At 67.8% G+C, this 23,065-nt stretch carries 19 protein-coding genes; 9 read left to right on the top strand and 10 right to left on the bottom strand.

All coding sequences use genetic code 11. The annotated features are described in order from the left end of the window. Positions 1 to 4 precede the first annotated feature (4 nt). Complete coding sequence (locus H6717_13905) at positions 5 to 1,462, top strand: hypothetical protein (GenBank protein MCB9578114.1); 1,458 nt, start codon at positions 5 to 7, stop codon at positions 1,460 to 1,462. A 39-nt stretch (positions 1,463 to 1,501) separates the two neighbouring features. On the opposite strand, the gene H6717_13900 is transcribed toward H6717_13905, so the two are convergent. After that, a complete protein-coding gene (locus H6717_13900; protein MCB9578113.1) occupies positions 1,502 to 3,256 on the bottom strand; it encodes a hypothetical protein in 1,755 nt (584 codons plus the stop codon). Between the two features lie 598 nt (positions 3,257 to 3,854). Between H6717_13900 and H6717_13895 the strand changes: the two genes are divergently transcribed. The 7 genes from H6717_13895 to H6717_13865 all read left to right on the top strand — a co-directional run bounded on the left by H6717_13895 (position 3,855) and on the right by H6717_13865 (position 11,639). Further along, a complete protein-coding gene (locus H6717_13895; GenBank protein ID MCB9578112.1) occupies positions 3,855 to 4,649 on the top strand; it encodes a hypothetical protein in 795 nt (264 codons plus the stop codon). Beyond that, a complete protein-coding gene (locus H6717_13890; GenBank protein MCB9578111.1) occupies positions 4,650 to 6,296 on the top strand; it encodes a hypothetical protein in 1,647 nt (548 codons plus the stop codon). Next, positions 6,293 to 7,816, top strand: a complete 1,524-nt coding sequence (locus H6717_13885) for a hypothetical protein (GenBank protein ID MCB9578110.1) — start codon at positions 6,293 to 6,295, stop codon at positions 7,814 to 7,816. The genes H6717_13890 and H6717_13885 overlap by 4 nt, the downstream gene beginning before the upstream one ends. A 150-nt stretch (positions 7,817 to 7,966) precedes the next feature. Continuing rightward, positions 7,967 to 8,935 carry a thioredoxin-disulfide reductase gene (gene trxB, locus H6717_13880; GenBank protein MCB9578109.1) on the top strand — a complete coding sequence of 323 codons (969 nt, stop codon included), beginning with the start codon at positions 7,967 to 7,969 and terminating at the stop codon, positions 8,933 to 8,935. Next, positions 8,898 to 9,743 (top strand): uracil-DNA glycosylase, encoded by an 846-nt coding sequence (locus H6717_13875; protein MCB9578108.1) that lies wholly within the window; start codon positions 8,898 to 8,900, stop codon positions 9,741 to 9,743. The genes trxB and H6717_13875 overlap by 38 nt, the downstream gene beginning before the upstream one ends. After that, positions 9,740 to 10,204 carry a DUF2085 domain-containing protein gene (locus H6717_13870; protein ID MCB9578107.1) on the top strand — a complete coding sequence of 155 codons (465 nt, stop codon included), beginning with the start codon at positions 9,740 to 9,742 and terminating at the stop codon, positions 10,202 to 10,204. Before H6717_13875 ends, H6717_13870 begins: the two co-directional genes overlap by 4 nt. A gap of 184 nt (positions 10,205 to 10,388) precedes the next feature. Beyond that, entirely contained in the window at positions 10,389 to 11,639 is a 1,251-nt protein-coding gene (locus H6717_13865) for a hypothetical protein (protein MCB9578106.1), read from the top strand. Here the strand turns inward: H6717_13865 and H6717_13860 are convergent, their stop codons facing one another. The 6 genes from H6717_13860 to H6717_13835 form a co-directional block, all read right to left on the bottom strand. Next, entirely contained in the window at positions 11,640 to 13,412 is a 1,773-nt protein-coding gene (locus H6717_13860; GenBank protein ID MCB9578105.1) for a long-chain fatty acid--CoA ligase, read from the bottom strand. A gap of 21 nt (positions 13,413 to 13,433) precedes the next feature. Next, positions 13,434 to 15,173 (bottom strand): hypothetical protein, encoded by a 1,740-nt coding sequence (locus H6717_13855; protein MCB9578104.1) that lies wholly within the window; start codon positions 15,171 to 15,173, stop codon positions 13,434 to 13,436. Positions 15,174 to 15,269: 96 nt separating this feature from the next. Next, on the bottom strand, positions 15,270 to 16,412 hold the full coding sequence (locus H6717_13850; protein MCB9578103.1) for an OmpA family protein: 1,143 nt from the start codon (positions 16,410 to 16,412) through the stop codon (positions 15,270 to 15,272). Beyond that, positions 16,412 to 16,723 carry a DUF4398 domain-containing protein gene (locus H6717_13845; GenBank protein MCB9578102.1) on the bottom strand — a complete coding sequence of 104 codons (312 nt, stop codon included), beginning with the start codon at positions 16,721 to 16,723 and terminating at the stop codon, positions 16,412 to 16,414. Before H6717_13845 ends, H6717_13850 begins: the two co-directional genes overlap by 1 nt. A 239-nt stretch (positions 16,724 to 16,962) precedes the next feature. After that, entirely contained in the window at positions 16,963 to 17,592 is a 630-nt protein-coding gene (gene lexA, locus H6717_13840; GenBank protein MCB9578101.1) for a transcriptional repressor LexA, read from the bottom strand. A gap of 122 nt (positions 17,593 to 17,714) precedes the next feature. Then, positions 17,715 to 18,179, bottom strand: coding sequence for a cyclic nucleotide-binding domain-containing protein (locus H6717_13835; GenBank protein MCB9578100.1), 465 nt, complete (start codon positions 18,177 to 18,179; stop codon positions 17,715 to 17,717). 1,662 nt (positions 18,180 to 19,841) lie between these two features. Between H6717_13835 and H6717_13830 the strand changes: the two genes are divergently transcribed. Beyond that, a complete protein-coding gene (locus tag H6717_13830; protein ID MCB9578099.1) occupies positions 19,842 to 20,810 on the top strand; it encodes a hypothetical protein in 969 nt (322 codons plus the stop codon). 132 nt (positions 20,811 to 20,942) lie between these two features. Here H6717_13830 and H6717_13825 read toward each other — a convergent pair whose 3' ends face one another. The 3 genes from H6717_13825 to H6717_13815 are packed head-to-tail and all read right to left on the bottom strand — an operon-like array spanning position 20,943 to position 23,033. Beyond that, positions 20,943 to 21,851 carry a hypothetical protein gene (locus H6717_13825; protein ID MCB9578098.1) on the bottom strand — a complete coding sequence of 303 codons (909 nt, stop codon included), beginning with the start codon at positions 21,849 to 21,851 and terminating at the stop codon, positions 20,943 to 20,945. 9 nt (positions 21,852 to 21,860) lie between these two features. Continuing rightward, positions 21,861 to 22,298: a biopolymer transporter ExbD gene (locus H6717_13820; protein MCB9578097.1), complete on the bottom strand. Its 438-nt coding sequence runs from the start codon at positions 22,296 to 22,298 to the stop codon at positions 21,861 to 21,863. Between the two features lie 3 nt (positions 22,299 to 22,301). Next, complete coding sequence (locus H6717_13815) at positions 22,302 to 23,033, bottom strand: MotA/TolQ/ExbB proton channel family protein (GenBank protein MCB9578096.1); 732 nt, start codon at positions 23,031 to 23,033, stop codon at positions 22,302 to 22,304. Positions 23,034 to 23,065: the final 32 nt, after the last annotated feature.

Genomic DNA, 23,065 nt, shown 5'->3' with positions numbered 1-23,065 from the left:
AGCCGTGCGCGCCAACGTCGTCTCCGTGATCTTGTTCGCCTTGCTGGCGACCCTCGGCGTGTCCTTGTGGATGCGTCCCAAGCAGCCGCACACGGGTGCGCTGCCGCGGGCCTCGGCGTCCACAGCGCCCTCTGCTTCTGCGCGCCCTTCCGCTTCTGCGCCGGTGGTGGCGGCGCCGAAGAGCAGCGGTCCGCTGCCCCTCACGCCCGCCAAGCCCAAGCCCAAGCTCGGCCGGCCCCTGCGGGTGGTGGCGCCCGGCTGGGACCTCTTGGCCCCGGTGCTGCTCGAGATCGAGCGCGACAAGGGCAAGAAGGACTTCGGTGGTGCCGGGCTCGCGGTGGAAGCCAAGGCCGTGGACGACATGTCGGCGGTGGAGGGCGCGCTGGCGCGGGGCGGTGGAGACGAAAGCGGCGCCGACGTGGCACTGATGCCGCTGCCCGCCTTGGTGGCCTCCTACGACAAGCTGAGAGCGTTGGACCCGGTGGTGTTCTTCGTCACCGGCTGGTCGGCGGGGCGCGAGATCTTGACTGGGCCAACGCTATCGCAGCTGCCGGCCAAGGGAGAGCTGGTGGTGGACTCCGGCAAGACGCCGTCGTCGACCCTGCTGGCGTTGTTCTGTCTGGATCAGTCCGGCGTGGCCCCCGAGCGCATCAAGCTCGATGGCGAGAAGCCGGAGCTCGTCGCCGTCAGCCACGAGCAAGACAAGGGCGACGACGCCGTGAAGCAGACCAGTGTGTTGGTGTCCACGGCGGATGCTTCGCGACTGATCCCGTTCGTGGCCATCGCGCCGCGATCCTTGCTCGAGAAGAACTCGGACGCGTTGCTCGGTTGGGTGAAGGGCTGGGTCGCCGGGCAGAAGAAGCTCTCCTCGGATCCACCTTCGGCGGCGCGCAGCATCGCCGCGCTGAAGGACGCGCCGGAGCCCATCGCCCTGCTCGCACGGCTGGGAGAGCTTTCCCCGGCGTCGCTGTACGAGAGCGCGGAGCTGTTCGGCTTGTCGGGCCGAGGCGCCGTCACGCTGAGCTCGCTCTTGACGGAGACCTGGAAGCTATGGCGCGCGGCGAGCCTCACCAACGCGCCGCCTCCGGAGTCCATGCCGGTGGACGGCCGCATCGTCGCGGGGCTGGTGCGCGCCGATCCCGAGCTGGCCGCGCCGCCGGAACGGGCCGCCGACAAGAAGAGCGAGGGCGCGCCCAAGACCGGCGCCGTGCTGCTCGTGCGTCGCTTGCGTGGCGCCACGCTGGACGAAGACGCCGCCCTCGAGGCCATCGGCTTTCTGGCGGGCATCTTTCCGCGCTCTCCGCTGCGCGTGACGGTGCACCGCGGCGGCGCCGCGGCCAGCAAGTCCCTGGCGGGGCGCGCCGTGGATCGCTTCGGCCTGACGCCGGATCGCGTGACGGCCGGCAAGCTCGCGCCCAAGCCCGGCACCATCGTCAGTATCGAAGTGCTGAGCGTCCCCTGACGCTTCCTTGTGTTGGTCCGGCGCGAGCCCCGTCGCGCTTCAGTGGACGGCGCCGACCAGCCAGGAAAAGGCCGGGACCAGCACCTCGTCGGGGCTGGCGCCGCCGTGGTCGCCGGCGCTGGTGCCGTTGCCCATGGCGTCCACGGTGAAGCCGTGGTCGCCGAACACCAGCACCAGGGTGCGCGGCGGCAAGTGCATCAGGTGATTGGCGATGGCTTCCGCCGCTTCGTCGGCGAGGGCATCGAGGCGCTCGCTGATGGGCGCGCCGGGCACGCTCAGGGCGGACTCGACGATGTCGAGCTTGAGCAGCTCGCGCTGTCCGGTGCGGATGCGGCGCAGCGTCGCCGCAGCGCGACCGCGGGCGACGGGGATCTCGCTGTCGGGGTGGGTGCCGATCTCCTTGAGACCCGCGGGTCCCTTGCCGATGAGCTCCACCTGCACCTCGGTGGTGGAGGGCAGGGCGGACCACAGCAAGAGCCGCTCGGTGAGGGCGGCGTGGCCGCCGACCAGCATCTTGATGCGGTCATTCACACGCAAGCCGAGGTCGAAGCGCATGCCGTCCACGAGCACCAGCTGGATGGAGCGCGCTCCATGCAAGCGACCCATGCGCAGCGCGATGTCCGGGACGTCGAGCACCATGGTGGGGCGCTTGCCCCGCACCCTCAGCGCGTCGAAGGCTTCGCTGTAGCTCTTGGCGAAGCTCTGGGACCAGGTCTCGAGCACCTCGCGGGCGTCGTCGTCGGCGAGGCCGCGAGCCACGGCGTCCGCGAGGGGAACGTAGGCGGAGACGAACATGCGCTCGACCACGGCCAAGGGCTTGGGACCGCGGGCGGCGGACAGCTCCATCATCCAGGTGCGCCAGTCCACCTCAGGCTCCGGGGCGGCTTCGGTGTCGGCCAGGGACGGCTCCGGCACCACCGTGGGCGGCTCCGGTTCGGCGGCTTCCACCACCGGGTCGGCGTCGGCCTCGGGGGCCGGCTCCGAAGCCTCGGGCTCGGCCTGCTGTGGGGCGCGGCTGCCGAGGGCATCGCTCACGAGGGCGTCGTCCTCGTCGGACAGCTCGCGCTCGTCGCTGGAGTCCACGTGCTCGTCGAAGAGCGCCGCCATGGCCTGCGCCAACGCGTCGGCGTCGCTGCTCACGGCCTCTTCTTCGGCATCGTCGCCGCGCACGTCGCGATAGATCGCTTCCACCGCCGGCGGCGCTTCCGACAGCTCCATCGTGGCGCTGCTCTGGGCCACCTCCGGCGCGGCCAACACCACCTTCTTCTCACCGCTCTCGGCTGGGGCGTCGGGCTCGTCCAGCTCGCCCACGATGTGGCTCAGGGCCGTGGGCTCGTCGTACACGGCCAGGTGCCGGTCGTCGTCGCTCAGCAGCAGGCGCACGGGGCGTTCCTCCGTCGCCGCCAGCCACCAACGGAGCACGGCGCTGTCCTCGGCGTCGAGGGCGCCGGCGAGATTGGCGACGCCCGCCAAGGTTCCGAGGGACAGGCACAGCCCGCTCTTGCCGACTTGGCGGGCGCGATAGAGCTGGTCCGAAAGGGACGCATCCAAGTCGCTGGAAGCGCCCACGCCTGGGGGCGATGCACCCCGCCGCTCGAGGGCGTCTTCGATCGCGCTCTCCATCACGAGCGCGAGGCGACCGCGGGCCGCGGGGGTCGGCGCGTCGATGTCCACCACCAGCAGACCTTCGCTGGCGGCGCCATGAGTGAGCTCGGTGCGCAGCACCTCACTGACGAAACGGGAGTGGCGACGCACCAGGTGCGTCTCGGGGTTCGAGGTCGCGGCCCAAGTCATGCTCGACCAATGGCAAAAACGCGAGATTCGGACCAATTTTGAGCAATTTGGGGTCAGCTGGGGGCCGCGCGCCCCGTGCCGAGAGGGATCACTGGGGCAAGCGGGGGTCGGCGTCGCGACGGTTCTCCCGGTTCAGGGATCCCTCAGGGTCTCGCGCCGCACCGACACTCAAATGAAAACGGCGGAGGACGAACGACGGAATTGTCAAGCCGTGAATCATGGATTGTCGCCGTGGCGATCGTCATCGATCGCACGTCGACCCGTTGACGACACGGGGACCGAGAAATACTCTTTGTGTCGGTTCCCTCTGCAGAGCGCGAGAGGAGCGCAGTAACGAATCCCGAACAAGCCATCGAACCAGGACATCGGAAGCACGACTGAGAGCTAGGCCCGGATCGCTTCACCGGGAAGCCGGAGGTCATGAAGAAGGTGCCCACCTAGCTAGCGCTAGGGGTTCGAACTACGCACACAGTCCCTACGGCTCAGGCGGTAAGGAACCCATGAACGGGCCGACGCGAAAACGTCGGCCCGTTCGCCTTTTGTTCGAGCGTGTGGACTTTTCCCGCGAGACTGAAGCGTTCCTTGGCCTTCCGCTTCCATGCGCTCTCGACTACCGTCGGACGACGAGATGCTGCACACCTTTCGGTTGTCGTCGTGGGCGCTCGGGCTGGGGCTTTTTGCGGCGGCGGTGTCGGGCGCGGGTGACGCGTCGGCCGCCAAGGTGAAGGGTCGGGTCGCGAACTGGCAGAACCTGTTGAACCCCGTGTGGTCCGAAGCCCGGGACCCCAAGAAGCATGGCTACTCGTTCCGGGAACCGTCCCCCACGGTGCGTACGGACTTCCGACGCTTGTTCCCGCACATCCCCAAGGAGCTGTGCGTGGCGCTGCTGTCCACGGAAGCGCAGAAGCCCCCGAAAACACCGATCTTGATCCGGGTCGGCGGCGGCCGAACCACACCGGTCACCATCGTGGTGCCGCCCGGCACGCAGCTGCAGTTCAAGAACACGGATCCTTTCAAGCACCGCCTCTACGGCGTGGGAATCAAGACGTTCCAGCCCAACGACACCATCAAGGGGGGCGCTCGGGACTGGACGGTTCCGGCGGCTGGTTCCTACGAGATCCGCGACGAGCTGGCGCCCAGCCTGCGCTTCTGGGTGATCGCCGAGCCCAAGGTCGCGGCCATCGCCTACCCGTCCCTCAAGGGTGACTTCCTGCTCACCGTCGACAGCGACGGTCCTTTCACGCTCCAAGCCTACTTCTCCGGCAAGCCCGCGGGGCCCGCGAAGCCCGTCGAGCTCAAGGGTCGCGACGTGGACATGTCCCGCGACCCGATCAAGGTCGCGCCGGACAAGAAGAAGGGCAAGGACGACGACGACGAGAAGAAGAGCGAATAGATGCTGCTCTCCCGCTTTTGGTACGTGGTTCTCGGGCTGCTCCTCGGGGCGGCGGTGTTCGTGCTGTTCCTGGCCACGAGCATGTACAACCGGGCCGGCGCTCGCGCCATGGGCGAAGCCCTCACTGCGGACGGCCAGGTCGTCTCCTGGTATCTCAAGGACGACGCCCGGCAGCGCTCCGCGCAGCTCATCAAGTTCGCGGTCAACGGCGACATCGCCAAGTACCTGGCGAAGAGCAGCGAGAGCGAGTCGAAGGTTCCCGACGAAGCGCGGGAGAAGGTCGGCGCAGCGCTCCGCGCGGTGCACGACAAGATCGCCGACGACTCCAAGTTCGACGCTGTCTTCGCCGTGGACCAGCACGGGCGCGTGGTCGCCTACCTGGGCTACGAGCAGGCGAGCGGCCTCGACGACTTCGAGCTGGGCGGCTACCCGGTGGTGGCGGACGCCCTGCACGGCTACATCCGCGACGATACGTTGGTGCTCGATCGCCTGTACCGCGTGGTGACGCGACCAGTGGAGTTCGATCTCGGACAGCTGCCGGCCGGCGCCATCGTGGGCGCGCGCATCATCGACGACCGCTTCGCGCGGGAGCTCTCCAAGCGGACCAGCGCGGCGGTGGCCTTCTACACCAAGGGCCAGCGGGTCGCCTCTGGGGCTCCGGAGGGCTTCGACAAGAGCCAGCTGGACCAGATCGTCAGCGACTTGCCGGAGCTCGACTCCGACAAGGAGTACCAGGAGAAGGGCCGCAGCAACGTGCGCACCCTGGGCGGGGGCCTCGGGGTGCAGTACACGCGCATGCCGGGCGAGGCCTGGGAGCTCGGGGCCGGCTTCGCCGTGGGCCGGGCGCCGACCCACGTGAGCAGTCCCGTGGGCTTCTTCAAGAAGGCCGACGACAAGGACAAGGCCCAAGCGAACATCGCGCTGGTGGTGGCGCTGGCGGCCCTGGCGATGATCCTCGGCATCCTGTTCACCCTGTTCGAGCACAGCCGCCCGCTGTGGATCTTCCGGCGTGAGGCTCAACGGCTGGCCAAGGGCGAGACGGATCAGCTCGCGCCCAGCAAGTTCCGCGGCGCGTATCGCAAGATCGCGTCCGACTTGAACGACGGCATCGATCAAGTGGCGGCCAAGGGCGGCGTGCCTCGCCGAGCCGCGGACCTCCAGCAAGTGCTGGGCGACTTGCCGGCGGAGCCGCAGATGAGCGCCTTCAGCTTCCCGGGGGACTCGGTGGATCCGGAGACACCCGCGGCGCCGCCGAGCCCCGCGGACCATCCCGCGGTGAAGCCGAAGCCGCCGGCGCCCAAACCCCAGGCGGTGCCGCCCCAGCTGGAGACCACCATGCCGTCGGAGCTCGGTCACGTTGCGGGGCCGCCGCCACGCCGACCGCCCCCACGCCGGCCGCCTCAGGCCAGCGGCAACGACGCCGAGGCGGACGGGGCTGCGGAGTGGCGTGCCGTGTACGACGAGTTCGTCGCCACCAAGAGTCAGTGCGGCGAGAGCATCGACGGCTTCACCTACGAGAAGTTCGAGCAGACACTGAAGAAGAACCGCGACGCCCTGGTCAAACGCCACGGCGCGGCGAAGGTGAAGTTCTCCGTGTACGTGAAGGATGGGAAGGCCGCCCTCAAGGCCAGCCCAATCAAGGAATGAGAACTCTCGGATTTGCCACAGGCCTCGTCGCTGCCTGCGCAGTGACCCAGAGCGCGTGGGCGACCGACGTGCGGGATTTCAGCGGCCTCGGCACTCAGCAGATCGGACGCGCCGGGGCCTGGGTGGCGCGGGCTACCACGCCGCTGGCCACCTTCGACAACCCCGCCGGCCTCGCCGGTCAGCGCACGGGGGCGAGCGCGGACGTGGCGGTGGTCGCAAACTCCGTCTGCTTCACGCGAGCGGGAGATGGTTCCCAGCTCGACAGCGGCGGCGTCGGGGTTCCGTATCCGGAAGTGTGTAACGACAAGAAGCTCGAGCCGCTGCCCGCCATCGCTGGCGTGCTCCACGTGATGGATACGTTGGGCATCGGTCTTTCGGTGGCGCCGCCGAGCTTGTACGGCGGCATCAAGTTCCCCGACACGGTGACCGGCAAGAACCGCTTCGGCGTGCAGACGGAGCTGCCCTCGCCGGGACGCTACATCTTGCTCGAGTCCGGCGGCGTGTACCTGAACACCACGCTCTCCGCCGGCTTCGAAGCGGCGCCCGGCTTGCGCGTGGGCGCCGGGTTCATCTGGGGCCTCGCGAACCTCAAGCTGGCCAACGCCAACATGGCCCTGAGCCCCACGCCGCAGACGGATGGAACCTGGCTCGACCCCTGGGGCAGCGACGTGCGCGCGGAGATCGACGTCAGCGACATGTTCATCCCCGGGGTGGTGGTGGGCGCGCTGTACTCGCCGATCGACATGCTGGACGTGGGCCTCACCGTCACCGCCCAAGAGGCTTTTGACGGGCACGGTCAGCTCACCACCCGCGCCAACTACTGGTCCTCCACCGGCGGCTTGTTCAAGAACCCCACGGTCACCAACAGCGACGACATCGAGGCGGACCTGGCCCACTTCCGCTTGCCGAATCCGCTCGACGTGCGCCTGGGCGCGCGCTTCCACATGCCGCGCGTGGGGGGCGACATCCAGCTCGGCCAAGAGCGGGATCCTATTGCGGACGACGTCTTCGACGTGGAGCTCGATCTCTCCTACACGCGCAACAGCGCGTACCGCGCGGCGGAGCTTCGCTTTCCTGCGCGGCCGGTGATCGAAGTGCAGGGCACCGGCGGCCAGGTGCCGCAAGACGCAGACGTGGACTTCAACGTCAAGGGCGACACCCTCGGCGCGCGCCTGGGCGGCGACTTCGTGGTGTTGCCCAATCGGGTCGCGGTGCGCGCGGGCGCGTTCTACGAGCCCGACGTGCAGCGTCCGGAGTACCTGAACGTGGCGTTCCTCGCGTCGCGCCGCATCGGCCTCGCAGGGGGCGTGCAAGTGCGGCTCGCCTTCGTGGACGTGGAAGCGAGCTACATGCACGTGTTCTTCGACGACGTGGACAACGGCGGCAACGGCCGCTTGCGGGTGGTCAGCGGGGACGTCAGCGCGCAGCCCGTCCCGAACCGTTCGCCCTACGGCATCAACGGCGGCAAGGTGACTCAGAGCGTGAACATCGTGAGCCTCGGGGCCCGCGCCCGCTTCTGACGATTGATGTTGGCTCGTTTCCGCGGCGCCCCAACAAACACCCGGAAAATCGGCTGAAAAGCCGAGGCTTGGGCCGGCCCGGGGGCTTTGCTAGAACCCATGCCGGCCCTAGACGGCTCTAAGTCCCTGCACCAGGGAAGGTCGACTGACATGAGCGAACCGAAACTCCACAACGTCATCATCATCGGGTCCGGTCCTGCGGGGCTCACGGCCGCCATCTACGCCGCGCGGGCCAACCTCGCGCCCTTGTGCGTGGAGGGCTTCAATGCCGGCGGGTTGATCCCGGGCGGGCAGCTGATGTTCACGACGGACGTCGAGAACTACCCGGGCTTCCCCACCGGCGTGACGGGTCAGGACATGATGGCGAAGTTCCGCGAGCAGGCGGAGCGCCAGGGCACGGAGCTCATCACCGCCGACGTGCAGAAGGTGGATTTGTCGGAGCGTCCCTTCAAGGTGTGGGTGGGCGAGGACGAGAACGAGCTGCACCTGGCCAAGACGGTGATCATCTCCACCGGCGCGCGAGCCAACTACCTGGGGCTGCCCAGTGAAGAGAAGCTCAAGAACAAAGGCGTCAGCGCCTGCGCCGTGTGCGATGGCGCGCTGTTCCGCAACCAGGACGTGGTGGTCGTCGGTGGCGGCGACACGGCGATGGAAGAGTCGAACTACCTCGCCGGGCTGTGCAGCTCCGTGACGCTGATCCACCGGCGCGACGAGTTCCGCGCGTCGCAGGTGATGCAGGAGCGTGTGCTCGCGAACCCGAAGATCAAGGTGCTGAAGAGCCACGTGGTGGAGGAAGTGCTGGACGTATCCCAGGACAGGGTCACCGGTGTGCGGGTGAAAGACCTGAAATCCGGGGACATTCGCACGCTGAACGCGGGCGCCCTGTTCGTGGCCATCGGCCACACGCCCATGACGGAGCTGTTCAAGGGGCAGCTCGAGACGCACCCCAACGGCTACCTCAAGGTGGAGCCGGGCAGCACGCGCACCAGCGTGCCGGGGGTGTTCGCTGCGGGGGACGTGGCGGATTGGGTCTATCGCCAAGCCGTCACGGCGGCGGGCACCGGCTGCATGGCGGCGCTCGATGCCGAGCGCTGGCTGGGCGAGCACGGCGGGCACTGAGGTCTTGTCGGACCGCGAAGAGCTCCTCGAGCTGACGCGGGCGCTTCGGGCGCACGTGGAGTGGCAAGCTGCGACCGGCGCCTTTGGGCTGCCGGTCGCGGAGCCCGGCCGGCGTGAAGAGCCGCCGCCGCGCGTCGAGCCGCCGCCGGCACGACAGCCCGCGCCGCGCGCGGAGCCGGTGGCGCGGGAGGAGCCGCGAGAGCCAGCGGAGGCCCCGGCGTTGGGCGCGGAAGAGGTGCGCGCGCGGCTCACGGTGCTCTCACAAACGGTCGCGGGCTGCAGCGCGTGCCGCCTCCACGAGACGCGGACGCAAACCGTGTTTGCTCGGGGCAACGGCAGCTCCGGGCTGTGCTTCGTGGGGGAGGGGCCGGGAGCCGACGAGGACGCCCAGGGCATTCCCTTCGTGGGGCCGGCGGGGCAGCTGCTCGACCGCATGATCGGCGCGATGGGCTTCGAGCGCGATGACGTGTACGTCGCCAACATCGTGAAGTGTCGGCCGCCCAAGAACCGCAAGCCGCAGCCCGACGAAATGGACGCTTGCCGCGGTTACCTGGAAGAGCAGCTCGAGCTGCTACGCCCGAGCGTGATCGTGGCGCTGGGCGCCACGGCGGTGCAGGGCCTGTTGGGCACTTCGGAAGGCATCACGCGGCTACGGGGTCGCTGGAAGCTGTACAAGGGCATTGCCGTGATGCCCACGTTTCACCCCGCGTACCTACTCCGCACACCTTCCGCCAAGCGGGAGGTCTGGAACGACTTGCAGGCGGTGCTCCGGCAAATGGGGCGACCGATCCCGTCGTCCGGAAAATGACGCTGTCGCCGCGGGCCGCCACCTGGGCCGCACGCGTGGCCCGGGGCTTCTTCATTCTGCTCGGCATCTCGCCGTTCTTGCCGCGGCTGGTGGGCGGATTGCCGGTGCTGGGCGCCGTCAGTCACGCCTTCGAGGCGTGGTTCACGTTTCAGTGCAATCGCGATCCGGCGCGCACGCAGCACTTCCTCGGCGAGCTCTTGCCGGTGTGCACGCGCTGTCTCGGCATCTACTTGGGGCTGGGGCTGGGCGCGGCCATCTTGCGCCCGCGGCTCTCGGTGTGGCCGCTTCGCGTGTGGGTGGGGCTGGGCGCGGTGTTCATGCTGCTGGACGTGGCGACGGAGCTCTTGGACATGCGGCCCGCGTGGGCGCCGCTGCGCTTGGCGACGGGACTGTTCCTCGCCTACCCGGTGGGCAGCGCCGTGGTGTGGGCGCTCCGGGACTCCGCCAATCCTGACGCATGATGTCGGGGCGCCGCGGTGCCGCCAGCGGCTTGGCTTTCCGCGCCGGCGCGGTGTCAACGCGTTGACACGCTGCACTCCGGCGCGGCGCCCGATCCCCCAGAGCTCTCCGGCGCTTCTCGTGTGCACATGACGGATGCCGCGCCGGCTTTGCCGTTGGTTCGCGTCTTGCTCACGCTGTTCGGAAATGCACCGTCTCCACACTTTCACCCTGGGCGCGCTCGGCGCGCTGCTCATCGCGGGTCCCGCGGCTGCCGCTCAGACCATCGGCGACGAGGACCATCACATCAAGATCGGCGGCTTGCTCCAGGCTTGGGCCAACGCCCAGCAGGACGCGGCTCCGGACGGCGGCACCGAGACGGAGATGTATCTCCGTCGCATTCGCCTGATGGTGTTCGGCAAGGTCGAGAAGAAGATCAGCTTCTTCATCGAGACGGACAACCCGAACTTCGGCAGGCGCGGGGATTTTTCCGGCCGCATGTTCATCCAGGACGCTTACGTGGAGTACGAGGTGAGCGACGCGCTGCAGGTGGCGGCGGGTCTGATCTTGGTGCCCTTTTCCCACCACGGCATGCAGGGCGCCACGAGCCTTCTGGGCCTGGATTACCACGCGGCCTTGATCCGCTATCCCACCGGCAGCAACCTGGTTTGGCGCGACACCGGCGTGATGGCGCGCGGGATGCCCTTCGGCAACGTGTTCGAGTATCGCCTCGGCGTGTTCAACGGCGTGCACGGGGACGCGACCCCGGCGGCAAAGACGAGCGGCGCCAGCGCGTGGTCCCAGGCGACGGACCCTCGGAATCCGAGCGACGCGCCTCGGCTGGCCGCGCGCGTCACCCTCAACGCGTTCGATCCCGAGGGCGGCCCGGGCGTGGGCGGGATGTTCTACGACGGCATCTATCTCGAGCCGAAGCCCGAGGGGCTGGTGTCGCCGAAGACGGTGCTCTCCCTCGGCGGGTCGCTCGACTGGCAGCGAAAGCTGAACGTGCAGTGGGCCGCAGCCCCAGCCACCGGCACGCGCCAGGTGGCCTCGCGCAGCGACTACGTCGCAGCCGCCGGGGACGTGTTCTGGGACATTCCGGTCGGCCCGGAGAAGATCATGAGCGCGAACGGGCAGGTGGACGTCTACTACTACGACCACGGCGACCGCCGCTCGCCGGACGCCTTCTACGCGGGCTCGGCCACCATGTTCAGCGGTATCGGCGTCGCCGCCGAGGCGGGCTTCCGCTACGACATCGTCGAGCCCGTGGTGCTCTTCGATTGGTTCGACTCCAAGGAAGCGAACGGCAAGGACGGCGACGTGGTGGGCATCGCCGGCGGCGTGAACACCTGGCTCTCGGGGCACACCACTACGCTGAAGATGCAGGCCGGCGCCGTGAAGACCGGCGACCAGCGTTGGCTGATGACCGGCACGCTGCAGGCGCAGCTCTTGTTCTGATCACTCGTAGAGCTCGCCGATGACCCCGGCGTAGCGCTCCCGGATCTTGTCGCGGCGAGGCTTCAGCGTCTCCGTGAGCTCGCCCGCGCCCACGCTGAGCTCGCGCTCGAGGACGGCGAAGCGCTTGATGCGCTCGAAGCGGGAGAGGCGACGGTTCACGTCGTCGACGTCCAGCTGGATCAATGCGCGGAGCTCCGGATCGTGCGCCAGATCCGCGAGGGCGTCGCTGCGCTTCTGCTCGCGGGCCCAGCGTTCGGCTGCCGCGGCGTTCAGCGTGAGCAGGGCCACCAGATAGCGCTGGCGATCGCCGACCACCACCGCCTGGGAGACCCAGGGCGACGCGGCGAGCAAGCGCTCGATGTTCTGCGGCGCGACGTTGCTCCCACCGGCCGTGACGATCACGTCCTTCTTGCGGTCGATGATGGTGAGGAAGCCGTCCGCGTCGATGCTGCCAATGTCGCCCGTGTGCAGCCAGCCGTCGGCGTCCAGGACCTCCGCCGTGGCCTCCGGCTGCCCGTGGTAGCCGCGCATGAGGGTAGGGCCGCGGAGCAGTACCTCGCCGTCCGCACCGACGCGCGCCTCGACGCCTTCTACTGGGAGGCCCACGGTGCCGAAGCGATAGCGCCCCGCGCGGTTCACGTGGGACGCGCCGCAAATCTCCGTGAGGCCGTAGCCCTCGAGCACCAATATGCCCACGGCGTGGAACCACTCGGCGAGCTCCGGAGAGAGCGGCGCGCCGCCGCTCACGGCGAAGCGCAGCCGCCCGCCAAAACCGGAGCGCACCTTGGCGAGGGCGATCTTTTCGGCGTAGCGGAGCCGGGCGGCGAGCAGGCCCGAGGGCTCTTCGCCGCGCTGGCGCGCGCGCGAGGCTTGCAGGCCAATGCTCACGGCCCAACGCCAGAGCCGCTCTTTCACGCGGCCCTCCGCGGAAACGCTCTCGTTGGCGACGGCGAACACTTTCTCGTACAAGCGCGGCACGCTGGCGAAGAACGTCGGCCGCACCTCGGCGAAGCTTTCCATCATCCGGTGCATGGCGTCGGCAATGGCCGTCCGCAGGCCCACGGCCACCGCCGTGAGCGCCACCACGCGAGCGAAGATGTGCGCCAGCGGCAGGAACAAGAGCTGCTCGTCCCCGGGGCCGAGCTCCACGGCCTCGGACAGGGCGCGCACCTCGTGGAGCAAGCTCTGGTGCGTGAGCCGCGCGCCGCGGGGCGGGCCGCTGGTGCCGGAGGTGTACACGATGGTGGCCAGATCTTCCGGGCGGATGCGCGCTTGGCGCTCGCGCACGCGCTCGTCGGGCTGGGCCAGACCGCTCGCGAGGAAGTCGCGATAGGAGCGCACGGCGATGGGACCCGCGGGCTCGAGGCTGGGCACGTCGGAGATCACGACGGCGAGGGTGACGTTCGTCGGTGCAGCCGCGCGCAGCGCCTCGAGGTGGGCGGCGTCCTCGACGAACACCACGCGAGCGCCGCTGTTCTCGAGGATGAAGCCGAGCTGTTCCGCCGTGGACGTGGGGTACACCGGGACCGTCACGGCGCCCGCGGCCAGGATGCCGAAGTCCGCGATCAGCCACTCTTCACGCGTGGACGCCATCAGCGCCACGCGATCCCCGTGCTCCACGCCGCAGTCGATCAGGGCGGCCGCGAGGCCGCGGCTGGCCTCGGCCCACTCCCGCCACGAGGTGGTGCACCAGCGGCCGTCGCGCTTGCTCCGCAGCGCGACGGCGTCACTCTGGGCTCGGGCGTCGAGCAGCTCCGCGAGGTGATGGGACACGGACGCCGCAGGCGCCGGCGGCTACAGCCCGAAGACGTAGCCGAGGGACGGCTCGATCACGGTGCCCGAGGTGGGCAGCATGAACATGATGTTCAGGTTGAGCTGGATGCCGCTGCTGGGGGACAGGGCGTACATGGCGCCGCCGCCGATGTTCACGAAGCTCTGGCCCAGCTTCTTGTAGGCGTCGAGCTTCTGCTCCTTGCCCAGGATCGCGCCGCTGCCACTGTCATTCGCGCAGTTGGTGTACGCCTGTGTCCCCACCTGAGAGGCGCCAGTGTTCGGATCCTGTGCGCAGTCCACCACCGTGACCGGGAGCTTGGCGTCCACCTGGGCGATGCCGCCGCCGCCCGCCACGTAGGGGCGGATGCCCTTCTTGGCGAAGGGCTGCTTGCCGAACCAGTAGCCGATGCGCACCTCGCCGTGGAAGGGCAAGAACTTCTTGTCGCCTGCCGAGGGGCCGCCGTTCAGCGCGTAGCCCGCGCGGGCGCCGAGGGTGAGGTTCTTCCCGAGCACCCGATCGAAGCTCAGCATGATGCGGGTGGTGGCGGGTGCCATGCCGGTGCTGATCTTGTTGGCCCGAGCGGGCTGGGGATCGAAGTTGTACTGGTTCTCCGTGCCCTCGTAGAAGCAGGCGAAGCCGTTGTTGTTCTGGCTGTCCTGGGAGCACACGTCGTCGCCGCCGACGATGGCCAGGTCCTGCGCCACGTGGAAGCCGATCCAGTTCTTCTTGAAGGGGCCGCTTGGACCCTCGCCGGACTGGCACACGCCGCCCTTGCACTTGCCGCTGGGGCAGTCCGCGTCGATGTCGCAGCTCTGGGCGGTTTCGCAGCTGCCGTCCACGCAGGCGAGGCCGCCCTGGCACTCGCTGGTGCTCTCACAGCTGGCGCCCCAGCCCTTGGTGCCGCCGCCGCCGCTCTTGCAGCCCGGGAAGTCCGGCGGGCATTCCACCTCTTCGGCGCAGCGCGCGGGAGCATCGCGATCCGGGAACGCCGGCGGCTCCGCGTCGGTCTTGCCCACGATGTTGAACTCGAAGGGCTTGCTCTTGGTGCCGAAGGTGTCGATCACGTCGCCAGAGGCGTCGTGGGCCCGCACGTAGACCTTGAGGGCGCCGGCCAGCATCGTCGCGGAGCAGGGGATCTCGGCCTGGAAGAAGTCCCCCCGCTTGGCCATCTTGATGGTCTTCCACTTCTCGCCGCCGAACTCCTTGTAGCGGAGCTCCGCTTTGACCGCGTCTTCCTCCGTGGTGCAGCTCATCGGGATGGGGCGCCGGGTCTGCACCTCGGTGATTTCCGGGCTGCACTCCATGGTGCCCGCCACGTCTTCGCCCTTGGGCGGCTTGCTGCCGTTGCCACCGTTGTTGGTGGGGGGCGTGCTGCCGCCGGCGTTGGCCTGAGCTTCCGAGAACGCCTTCTTGGTTTCCGGCGTGGCCAGTGCTTCGTCGAGCTTCACGCCGGGGTCCGCCGCGAGGGCCTGGGCGAAGGCGTCGGCGGCGCCCTTCTGGTCCTGCTTGCCGCTACCGCGCACGATGCCGACGTACATCCAGGCCCGAGCGATGACGCCGGCGCTGCACTTGTCGCCGCAGGCGTTGATCGTTCCGGTCAACACGCCCTCGGCCTTGTCGAAGTCGGTGGCCAAGTAGTGAGTGTTGATGGCCTCGTCGATCTTCTTGTTGGCTGCGGCGTCCCGCGGGGCGGCGTTGGCGCCGGCCGCGAGCAAGAAGAGGGCAACGAAGAGGAGCCAAGTCAGAGAGCGACGATGCACGAGATGGGTTCTCCAGGGGGGTATTCAGGGTTGTCGCGGGAGCCTCGGGGGTTCGGCGCCGCCGCCCCCCAGCGACACGTCAGGGGGCTCTCGAAGTCAGTTGTTACCGGTCTTCGGGCAGCCTTCCTTGGTGCCTTCGGTACGCACGAACTGAACGCGGCGGTTGAGCGCCATGTTCTGGGGGGAGGTGTTGGGCACCAGGGGCCGATCGAAGCCGTAGCCCTTGAACGTGAGCCGGCTGGCGGAAACGCCATGGCTCACCAGGTACTTCATCACGGAGCCTGCGCGCTGATTGCTCAGCCGCTTGTTGTAGGCGGCGCTACCGCGGTTGTCCGTGTGGCCTTGAACCTCGATCTTGATCTCGGGGTTCTTGTCCAGCACCTCCACCACGGCGTCGAGCACCGGGTAGCTTTCCTTGCGGATGGTGGCCTTGTTGTAGGCGAAGTGGATCTGCTGGGTGATCTTCACCTCGCAGTCCGTCACCACCACCAACGCGGGCTTGGTCGGACAACCCAGCGGTTCCTTCGTGGCCGAGCCGATTTCGTTCGGGCACTGATCCTTCACGTCCGGAACCGTGTCCTTGTCGTTGTCGGGATCGGGACAGCCGTCTTCGTCCTGGTAGCCGTCCGGATCTTCCGGATCGTTCGGGCACTTGTCGGCGCTGTCCAGGATGCCGTCGAGGTCGTTGTCCACGTCGGGGCAGCCGTCCTCGTCGAGGTAGTTGTCCTTGTCCTCGGGCTCGAGCACGCAGGAGTCGACCGAGTCCGTCAGGCCGTCGCCGTCCGTGTCCGGATCATCCGGGCAGCCGTCTTCGTCCTTGTAGCCGTTGAAGTTCTCCGGCTCGTCCGGACAGCCATCCTCCGGGTCCAGGTAGCCGTCGCCGTCCCGGTCTCCCGGAGCCGGCTTTGGCTTGGGAGCCTCCACGAAACCGCGTTCCGCGCAATACTGGGGCGGCGACAGGAACACCGCCGCATGCGCGTTGGGCTCCGCGATCCAGAGGTGCTTCTGCGCCTTGGAGACGAAGCCTTGCTCCAGCTCGATCTCCGCGAACTTCAAGTGGCTCTGGGCCAGTGCGAGCTCTCGCGGCGCGCAGCGAACGGCGCCGTTGCGCTCGGCCTGCTTGGTGAGCTGGCTCAGCCCTTCGATTTGACCGCGCAGCTTGGGTGCCTGTGCACAACCGGCAAAGGCGATCACCAGTACGGCGATGACGAGAGCGAATGCTCGAAGCGGACGCGGCATCAGCGACCCCCTCCACGATGCGCTTCACGCGACAAGCGAATGGCCTTGTCCGCGTACTCCTCTGCAGTCTCGGCCAGCGTTGCAGCGTCGCCGTAGTCGGCTTCGGCGGCTTCCGTTTCCGCTTTCTCGAGGTGCGCTTTTGCGTAGTAGTACTCGTAGGGAGCGTACTTCTCCGCGCCCAGCTCCTTCGCTTCCTCCACCTTGGAAGAAGCGGAGTTCGCCTGAATGGCATAGAGCGTGTTTCCACACCCGGTCACCGCCACGAGCAGTACCGCGGCTGCACCTATCCAAGTCCCGCGCCGCCCTGGCATTTCTTTCCGAGCCTCGCCTTGTATTTCGCCCATCCGACGCCCTCGGCTGACGAGCCGATTTACGCTGACGCGACGCTAGCAACGGGCGGATTAGCCCGTCAACAACGGACTCCGTCTCACGCCGCGACAACACCCGTTTTCGAGGCCGATACCCGTGGGTATGGCGGGCCTGGAAGGATGGACCGGTGCCGGACCCCGGGCCGGTGGCGCGAGGTTCCGCGGCGGACCGACAAGAGGACTCAGATGCGGCGGAAGACGCCGATGACCTTGCCGAGGAGCATGGTCGAGCGGAAGTCCGTGGCGCGCACCAGGATGGGTGCCATCTGCGCGTTGGCCGGCTGGAAGCGGACGTAGTCGCGCTCTGGGTAGTAGTACTTCACGGTGGCTTCGTCGCCGATCAGCGCGACCACGATGTCGCCCCGCTCCGCGGTGGCCTGCTTCTTCACGAAGATGTAGTCGCCGCTGAAGATTCCAGCGTCGATCATCGAATCCCCGCTGACGCGGAGGCCGAAAACGTCCCGTCCGCCGCGCACCATCATCTTGTCGATACGCACCGTATCGATGACGTTTTCGTCCGCCAGGAGCGGCGCTCCCGCGGCCACGCGGCCCAGCACCTGGATCTCGATCAGGTCGTCCTCGTCCGGCTGGGCGACGGCGTCTTCCACCAGCTTGAGGGCGCGGCTCTTCATGTCCTCGCGGCGGAGATAGCCTTTGCGCTCGAGAGCGCGCAGGTGATCGTTCACGCCGTTCGTGGACTTGATGCCCATGTGCTCACCGATCTCTCGAAGGGTGGGCGGATAACCCCGCTCTTGGATGGAACGGCGGATGAAGTCCAGCGTCTGCTCTTGGCGCTTGGTGAGTCCCTGCATGGCCCCGACAGAGTACTGAACGGGTGTAGGCCCGTCAAATTCTGTGCCTAACTTGTGGACGGCCGGCCGGAAAGCTGGGGATTTTCCACAGCTTACACTTCACCACATCTGCCCCGCGGAACTCAGAATTTTCCGCTGATGGACAGGAACGTGAGCTTGTTGTTCGTCTCCCGCAGGCGGCCGAGCAGCATCCGCACGATGCTCCACAGCACCTCGTAGGCGAGATCCTTGTGCAAGAAGAGCAGATCGTCGAAGCCATCTTTGGGGATCGCGAGCAGGCGGCAGCGATCGTGCACGCGGGCATCGGCGGAGCGCGGTGATTCATCGAGCAGCGCCATCTCGCCGAACACTTCACCAGCGCCCAACACGGCCAGCGCTTCTTCTCCCATGCCGGGCACTTCGCGACTGATGCGCACCTTGCCTTCGAGGATCAGGTACAGCTTGTCCCCCGCGTCGCCGTGCTGAAAGATCTTGGTCCCCGTGGCGTGCGCCTCTTCCGTCGCCACGCGCGCGATCAGCTCCAGGGCCTCCTGTTTGAGCCCTGCAAAAAGATCGATCTGCCGGAGTTGCTCTACGCGCTCGCTCATGGGAGGGCCGGAGAACAATACCTCCCAATCGCGTGTACAGCGACTTTTGTCGAGTCCTGCACGCCCGCGCAGCCTGAAAGAATGATTGTCGTTCCGCCGCGGAACCACCCTCCACGCCCGTCGCGGCCCTGGGCGCGCGCGGCGCGCCCAGGGTTCGGGTCCGCACGACCTTTGGAGCTGAATCGCCATTGCCGCGACTCATGCCACAGTGCACGCCCAGAACCGTTCTGTTCCGAACGAATGTCGGAGTTTGGACAAGCGCTCCCGCAGCGGTGATTGGGGGGTGCCGCGCGCGCAGAACCGTTCGGTTCCGAACGAATTTCAGAGCGCCATCCCGACTTGCGCTGCAGCCGGTGACACTCGCACAAGGTGCGAGGCGGGGTGCCGCGCGCCCGAAACCGTTCGGATCCGAACGAATCTCGGCGGTCGGACCACCCCGCCATTCCGACTCGCGCTGGAGCTGGTGACGCTTGCGTCGGACCACCGTCGGTCGCGCCGCAACGACGACGTTTGCGCCACCCCTCGGCAGTGGTGTCGGTCGCGCCGAGAACCGTTCGGATCCGAACGAATCTCGGCGGTCGGACCACCCCGCGCCATTCCGACTCGCGCTGGTCCGTCACGCAACACGCAGGTAGCGCCCAGGTGCGACCGGGTGCCGCACGCCCAAAACCGTTCGGGTCCGAACGAATGTCGGAGGTCGGACCATGGGTGCCGCGCGCCAAAAAAAACAGGTCGGGTCCGAACGAACTTGGGAGCACGGAGGACGACTGGAGGCATGACGTTGCGCCAGGTGCGAGCGCCGGGGTGCCGCAGGTCGAAGACCGTTCGGGTCCGAACGACCCGTCAGGCCAGATCTCGAGCGACGTCACGCCAGATCGCGAACCAGGCGTCGAGTCAGAGCGCCGCCAGCTCACGACACCCGTGTTCGACTAGCCCCACTGTTCACCTGGGTTGACCACCATCGGTGCCACTCCGGCGAGAGCAACGGACAGGTGCCGCCGCTGCCGCGCGTCGTTCGAGGGCGGACCAAGCGGCCGGAATGTCTGCAACGATGGCGATCCGAGACGAGTGCGAAGCGGACGACAGAATTCGACACCGCGAAGACGATTTCGGTTGACGAGATTTCGGACGCTCCGCGCTCTCATTTCGTCGCTCTCGTTCGCACAGCGCCTGCGCGGCGCACGTGCGCCCACTGGGCGCGCGTTCGAAAGCAAATCGCTCTTCGAGCTGTCCCCGTCTGCGAAAGCGTCTCGAGAGGGCGCTGAAGAAGGCGAAATTTCCCATGGTATGCCCGGGGAAACCACGGGGGTTTGTCATGTCATCGTCCAAAGCCATTTCCGTAGAACCGTCTGCCACCGAGCGCACTGCGCTCTCCGCACTTCAAGACCTCTCCAATCGCGATCTCTGGTCCAGCGCGGTCGTGGCCAACGCCGGTCGGCGCAAAGCCACCGCGCACTTGGTCGCCCACCTCGCCGAAATCGACCGGCGCGGTGTTGGATCAGGCAGCCGGCTGGAATGGTCGCGGCACGGGGTTGGGCCCCCGTGCGGGGTGTGGGGCGCAGCCCCACCGAGAATGCCGGCGGGGCCGGCGCCGACTGGCATCGAATGAGCACAGGCGCGGGGCGCTGTCGGTCTGGACACGTAATTCAACCCTACTCCTCCATGTTCGACTTCTGCGTGCGTGGCCTCGGGATGAGCGAGGGCACGGCGTACCGGAGCATCGCCGGGGCGCGGGCAGCGCGCTCGTTTCCGGTCGTGCTCACGCTGCTCGCGAGCGGAGATCTGCACCTTTCCGGGCTTTCGCTCTTGGCTCCGCGGCTCACGCAGGAGAATCACACGGCGCTCCTGGAAGAAGCCGCCGGCAAGACCAGCACGGGGATTCGCGTGGTGCTCGCGCGCTGGTTCCCGAAGCCGGACGTCCCGGACCAGGTGAAGCCGCTGCGCACTGGCGGAAAGGGTCCGGCGCCCGGCGTGGAGCCGCTCTCGGAAGGGCGCTTCGAGGTGCATTTCAGCGCTGGCGAGAGCCTGAAAGCGAAGCTCGAGCACGCCCAGAATCTGATGAGCCACGTGAGCCGAGACCTGGAGATCGTGATCGAACGGGCGCTCGACGCGCTGATTCGCGAGCTGGAGAAGAAGCGCTGGGGCAAGACGGACAAGCCGCGCCACTCCCGCGGAACGAAGCCGGGCGAGCCCGGCCGTGCAGCCCGGCGCGAGGTGTACGAGCGCGACGGTGCCCAGTGCTGCTTCGTGTCGGAGTCCGGCGTGCGCTGCACGGCAAGGGCGTTTCTGCAGTACGACCACATCGAAGCCACCGGCATCGGCGGTGGCGATGGCGCCTCCAATGGTCGGGTGTACTGCAGGAGCCACAATTTGAACGCGGCCAAGAAGACCTTCGGCCGCGAATACGTGGAAGACAGGATACGCCTTCGTCAGCGAAGGCGCTCAGACACCGAGGACGCTGCGGATGCCGACGCGCGGGAGAAGCAAGACAAGCTCCTCTTGGCGCTCACGAGCCAAGGCTTCAAGAAGGGCGAAGCCAAGAAGGCAACGGAAAAGCTCGCCCGAGAAGCTCGCAGCCTCTCGCTAGAAGAGCTACTTCGGCGTGCTCTGGCGCTGCTCGTTCCGCGATAGGCGGGCTGCGCGCGCGGGCTGATTCCGCGCCGAGCCGACAAGCTACCCGGTGGGAAGAATCGTCGCTGGGTCGCCGCTTGTGCGAGAGGACCGACTCAGGTGAGCACTGGGGTTAGTTCGCCTTTCAGCGAACTAGCGAGTAAACCGCACCCGAATCGGCGGCGTGGTTTTCGCGACGGGATTGCCGGCCTTGTCCGTGCCGGCGGTGTAGCTCTTGCGGAAGGCGCAGCTGCGAGCGAGAGCACCGAAGCCGTAGCCGGGATCGCTCAGCACGCTGACGTTCTTCGCGCGGCCGCTGGCGTCAACGGTGACGGCGATGGTGACGACCGCGTAGTCGATCTGTTCCATGTCGGCGGCCGCGGGGAAGCCGCAGTCGTTCCAGTTACCGCCGCCGACGAGGCCCGCGGCTCGCGAAAGATCCTTGCCGCCGCCGCCGGTGCCCACGGCCGGGCCGGGTTTGTCTCCGGTGCCGCCCTTCTGGCCACCGGCCTTGGCCTTCGGGTTGCGGACGGCGGTCTCGCTGGTGCCGTTGGAAGCCGTGGTGCCGCCGGCGTAGTGATCGCCGGTCCCGGTGACGAAGCCGTCACCGGTGAGATCGAGGGGAGCGTCGGGATCCGGGTCGGCGGTGAGCACCTTGCCGGCTTGGGCGGCCTCCGGCGCCGGGTCGTCGTAGGGGTTGTCGCTGACCTTGTCGTCCTTGGGCGCCTCCTGCTTGGGCGGCGTCTTCTCCGGCTGCTTCTCCTCGGGCTGTTCTTCCGGCGTGCTCACCTCGGGCGGGGGCTCGAAGTTCACATCGTAGGTGGCGCGAAGCCGTTCCTGCACCGTGCTCTCCACGGAGGACGCGAACTGCGCCATGTACACCAACGTGGTGATGCCCTTCGCAGCGGCGGCGCCATGAACCAGAAACGCTCCCGCGATGCCGATGGCGAGACCCACGCGCACCTCGTGACGCCCCAACGCCAGAACGCGGCCGAAAGGATCCGGCCGCACGCCTCGGCGAGAGGCGCTGCTAGGGCTGTGCGGGCCGGGCGGTGCGTCCATGGAGGGAGATCATTTGGCCGGAACGGTGTCGACGTCAGTCCCCTCTTTCGACACGGCGAATGCGATCTTTGCCACGCCTGCGCGCTTGAGCAAGTCCAGGACGTGGATCACGCGGCCATGTTCCACTTTCCGATCCGCGCGGATGACTGCGCGAAGGTCCTTGTTCTTGGTCTTTGCGTCCTTGGCCAGCTGCTGGATGGACTCGTCGCTGGGTACCGGCTTCGAGTCCACCACGGTCTTGCCGTCCGCCGTGAGCTCCACCGAGAAGATCTGTTGGACCTCCTCGCCGCTGGCGGCCTTGGGCAGGTCCATGGGAAGGCCCTGAGACACGATGATGCGGGCCGTCACCATGAAGATGATGAGCAACACCAGCGTGACGTCCACCAGCGGCGTCACGTTGATGCCGCTGATCAAGCCGTCGTCGTCGTCGTTGGTTCCGCCGGCCACCGATCAGTCCTCGTCTTCTTCCGGCTCGCGCTTCTTGCTCGACTTCTTCTCGACGACCGGTGCTGCGGTGCCCGCGTCCACCGCCACCAGATGCGCGAGGAGCACTCGGCTCAACGCTTCCGTGTTGGCGAGGATGGCCTTCGCCTTGCGCTGAAACACGTTGTACATGGCGACCGCGGGAATGGCGACGGCCAGACCCACGGCCGTTGCGACCAACGCCTCGGCGATGGCGCTCATCACCTCTTGCGGGGCCATGGTCGAGGCTGCCGCGGCGGCCTGGGCGGCACCGGGGTTCTGGCGCCCGAGCGCCTCGAAGGCCTGCACCACGCCGATGACCGTGCCGAACAAGCCGATGAACGGCGCGTTGTTGCCGAGGGTGCCCAAGAACGCCAACCGCCGCTCGAGCTTCATGCGTTGCAGTGCGGCGGCGCCCTTCATTGCCTCGTCTGCCGCCTTGGCTCCGCGATCCGCCTCCAGAAGGCCAGCGCTCACCACGGCCGCCTCTGCGCTCGGGGACTTCTGCATCCGCTGCTTGGCGCCGTCGAGATCGCCATTGCGGAGCAGATCTCTCAGTTGCGACGCCAGGGAGGCCAGGTCGTCCCGAAGGGACCAATAGAACCACGCCCGCTCCAGCATGATGGCCACTGAGATGATGCTGAGCACGATCAACAGCCACATGACCCAGCCAGCGCCGAAGTTGCTCATCAGGCGCTGTAGCCACTCAACGAGATTCATCTGTTCCGACCTTCTGTCCTGGTTCGTGCCTA

The sequence above is a fragment of the Polyangiaceae bacterium genome, assembly GCA_020633235.1.
Taxonomy (GTDB): Bacteria; Myxococcota_A; Polyangia; order Polyangiales; family Polyangiaceae; genus JACKEA01.
This window is presented reverse-complemented; position numbering and strand designations above follow the sequence as displayed.

Excerpts from the sequence above, each read along its gene's own strand:
- H6717_13900 (MCB9578113.1), bottom strand. The coding sequence starts at position 3,256 with ATGACTTGGGCCGCGACCTCGAACCCCGAGACGCACCTGGTGCGTCGC.
- H6717_13895 (MCB9578112.1), top strand. The coding sequence starts at position 3,855 with ATGCGCTCTCGACTACCGTCGGACGACGAGATGCTGCACACCTTTCGG.
- H6717_13890 (MCB9578111.1), top strand. The coding sequence starts at position 4,650 with ATGCTGCTCTCCCGCTTTTGGTACGTGGTTCTCGGGCTGCTCCTCGGG.
- H6717_13885 (MCB9578110.1), top strand. The coding sequence starts at position 6,293 with ATGAGAACTCTCGGATTTGCCACAGGCCTCGTCGCTGCCTGCGCAGTG.
- trxB (MCB9578109.1), top strand. The coding sequence starts at position 7,967 with ATGAGCGAACCGAAACTCCACAACGTCATCATCATCGGGTCCGGTCCT.
- H6717_13875 (MCB9578108.1), top strand. The coding sequence starts at position 8,898 with ATGCCGAGCGCTGGCTGGGCGAGCACGGCGGGCACTGAGGTCTTGTCG.
- H6717_13870 (MCB9578107.1), top strand. The coding sequence starts at position 9,740 with ATGACGCTGTCGCCGCGGGCCGCCACCTGGGCCGCACGCGTGGCCCGG.
- H6717_13865 (MCB9578106.1), top strand. The coding sequence starts at position 10,389 with ATGCACCGTCTCCACACTTTCACCCTGGGCGCGCTCGGCGCGCTGCTC.
- H6717_13850 (MCB9578103.1), bottom strand. The coding sequence starts at position 16,412 with ATGCCGCGTCCGCTTCGAGCATTCGCTCTCGTCATCGCCGTACTGGTG.
- H6717_13845 (MCB9578102.1), bottom strand. The coding sequence starts at position 16,723 with ATGCCAGGGCGGCGCGGGACTTGGATAGGTGCAGCCGCGGTACTGCTC.
- lexA (MCB9578101.1), bottom strand. The coding sequence starts at position 17,592 with ATGCAGGGACTCACCAAGCGCCAAGAGCAGACGCTGGACTTCATCCGC.
- H6717_13835 (MCB9578100.1), bottom strand. The coding sequence starts at position 18,179 with ATGAGCGAGCGCGTAGAGCAACTCCGGCAGATCGATCTTTTTGCAGGG.
- H6717_13830 (MCB9578099.1), top strand. The coding sequence starts at position 19,842 with ATGTTCGACTTCTGCGTGCGTGGCCTCGGGATGAGCGAGGGCACGGCG.
- H6717_13825 (MCB9578098.1), bottom strand. The coding sequence starts at position 21,851 with ATGGACGCACCGCCCGGCCCGCACAGCCCTAGCAGCGCCTCTCGCCGA.
- H6717_13815 (MCB9578096.1), bottom strand. The coding sequence starts at position 23,033 with ATGAATCTCGTTGAGTGGCTACAGCGCCTGATGAGCAACTTCGGCGCT.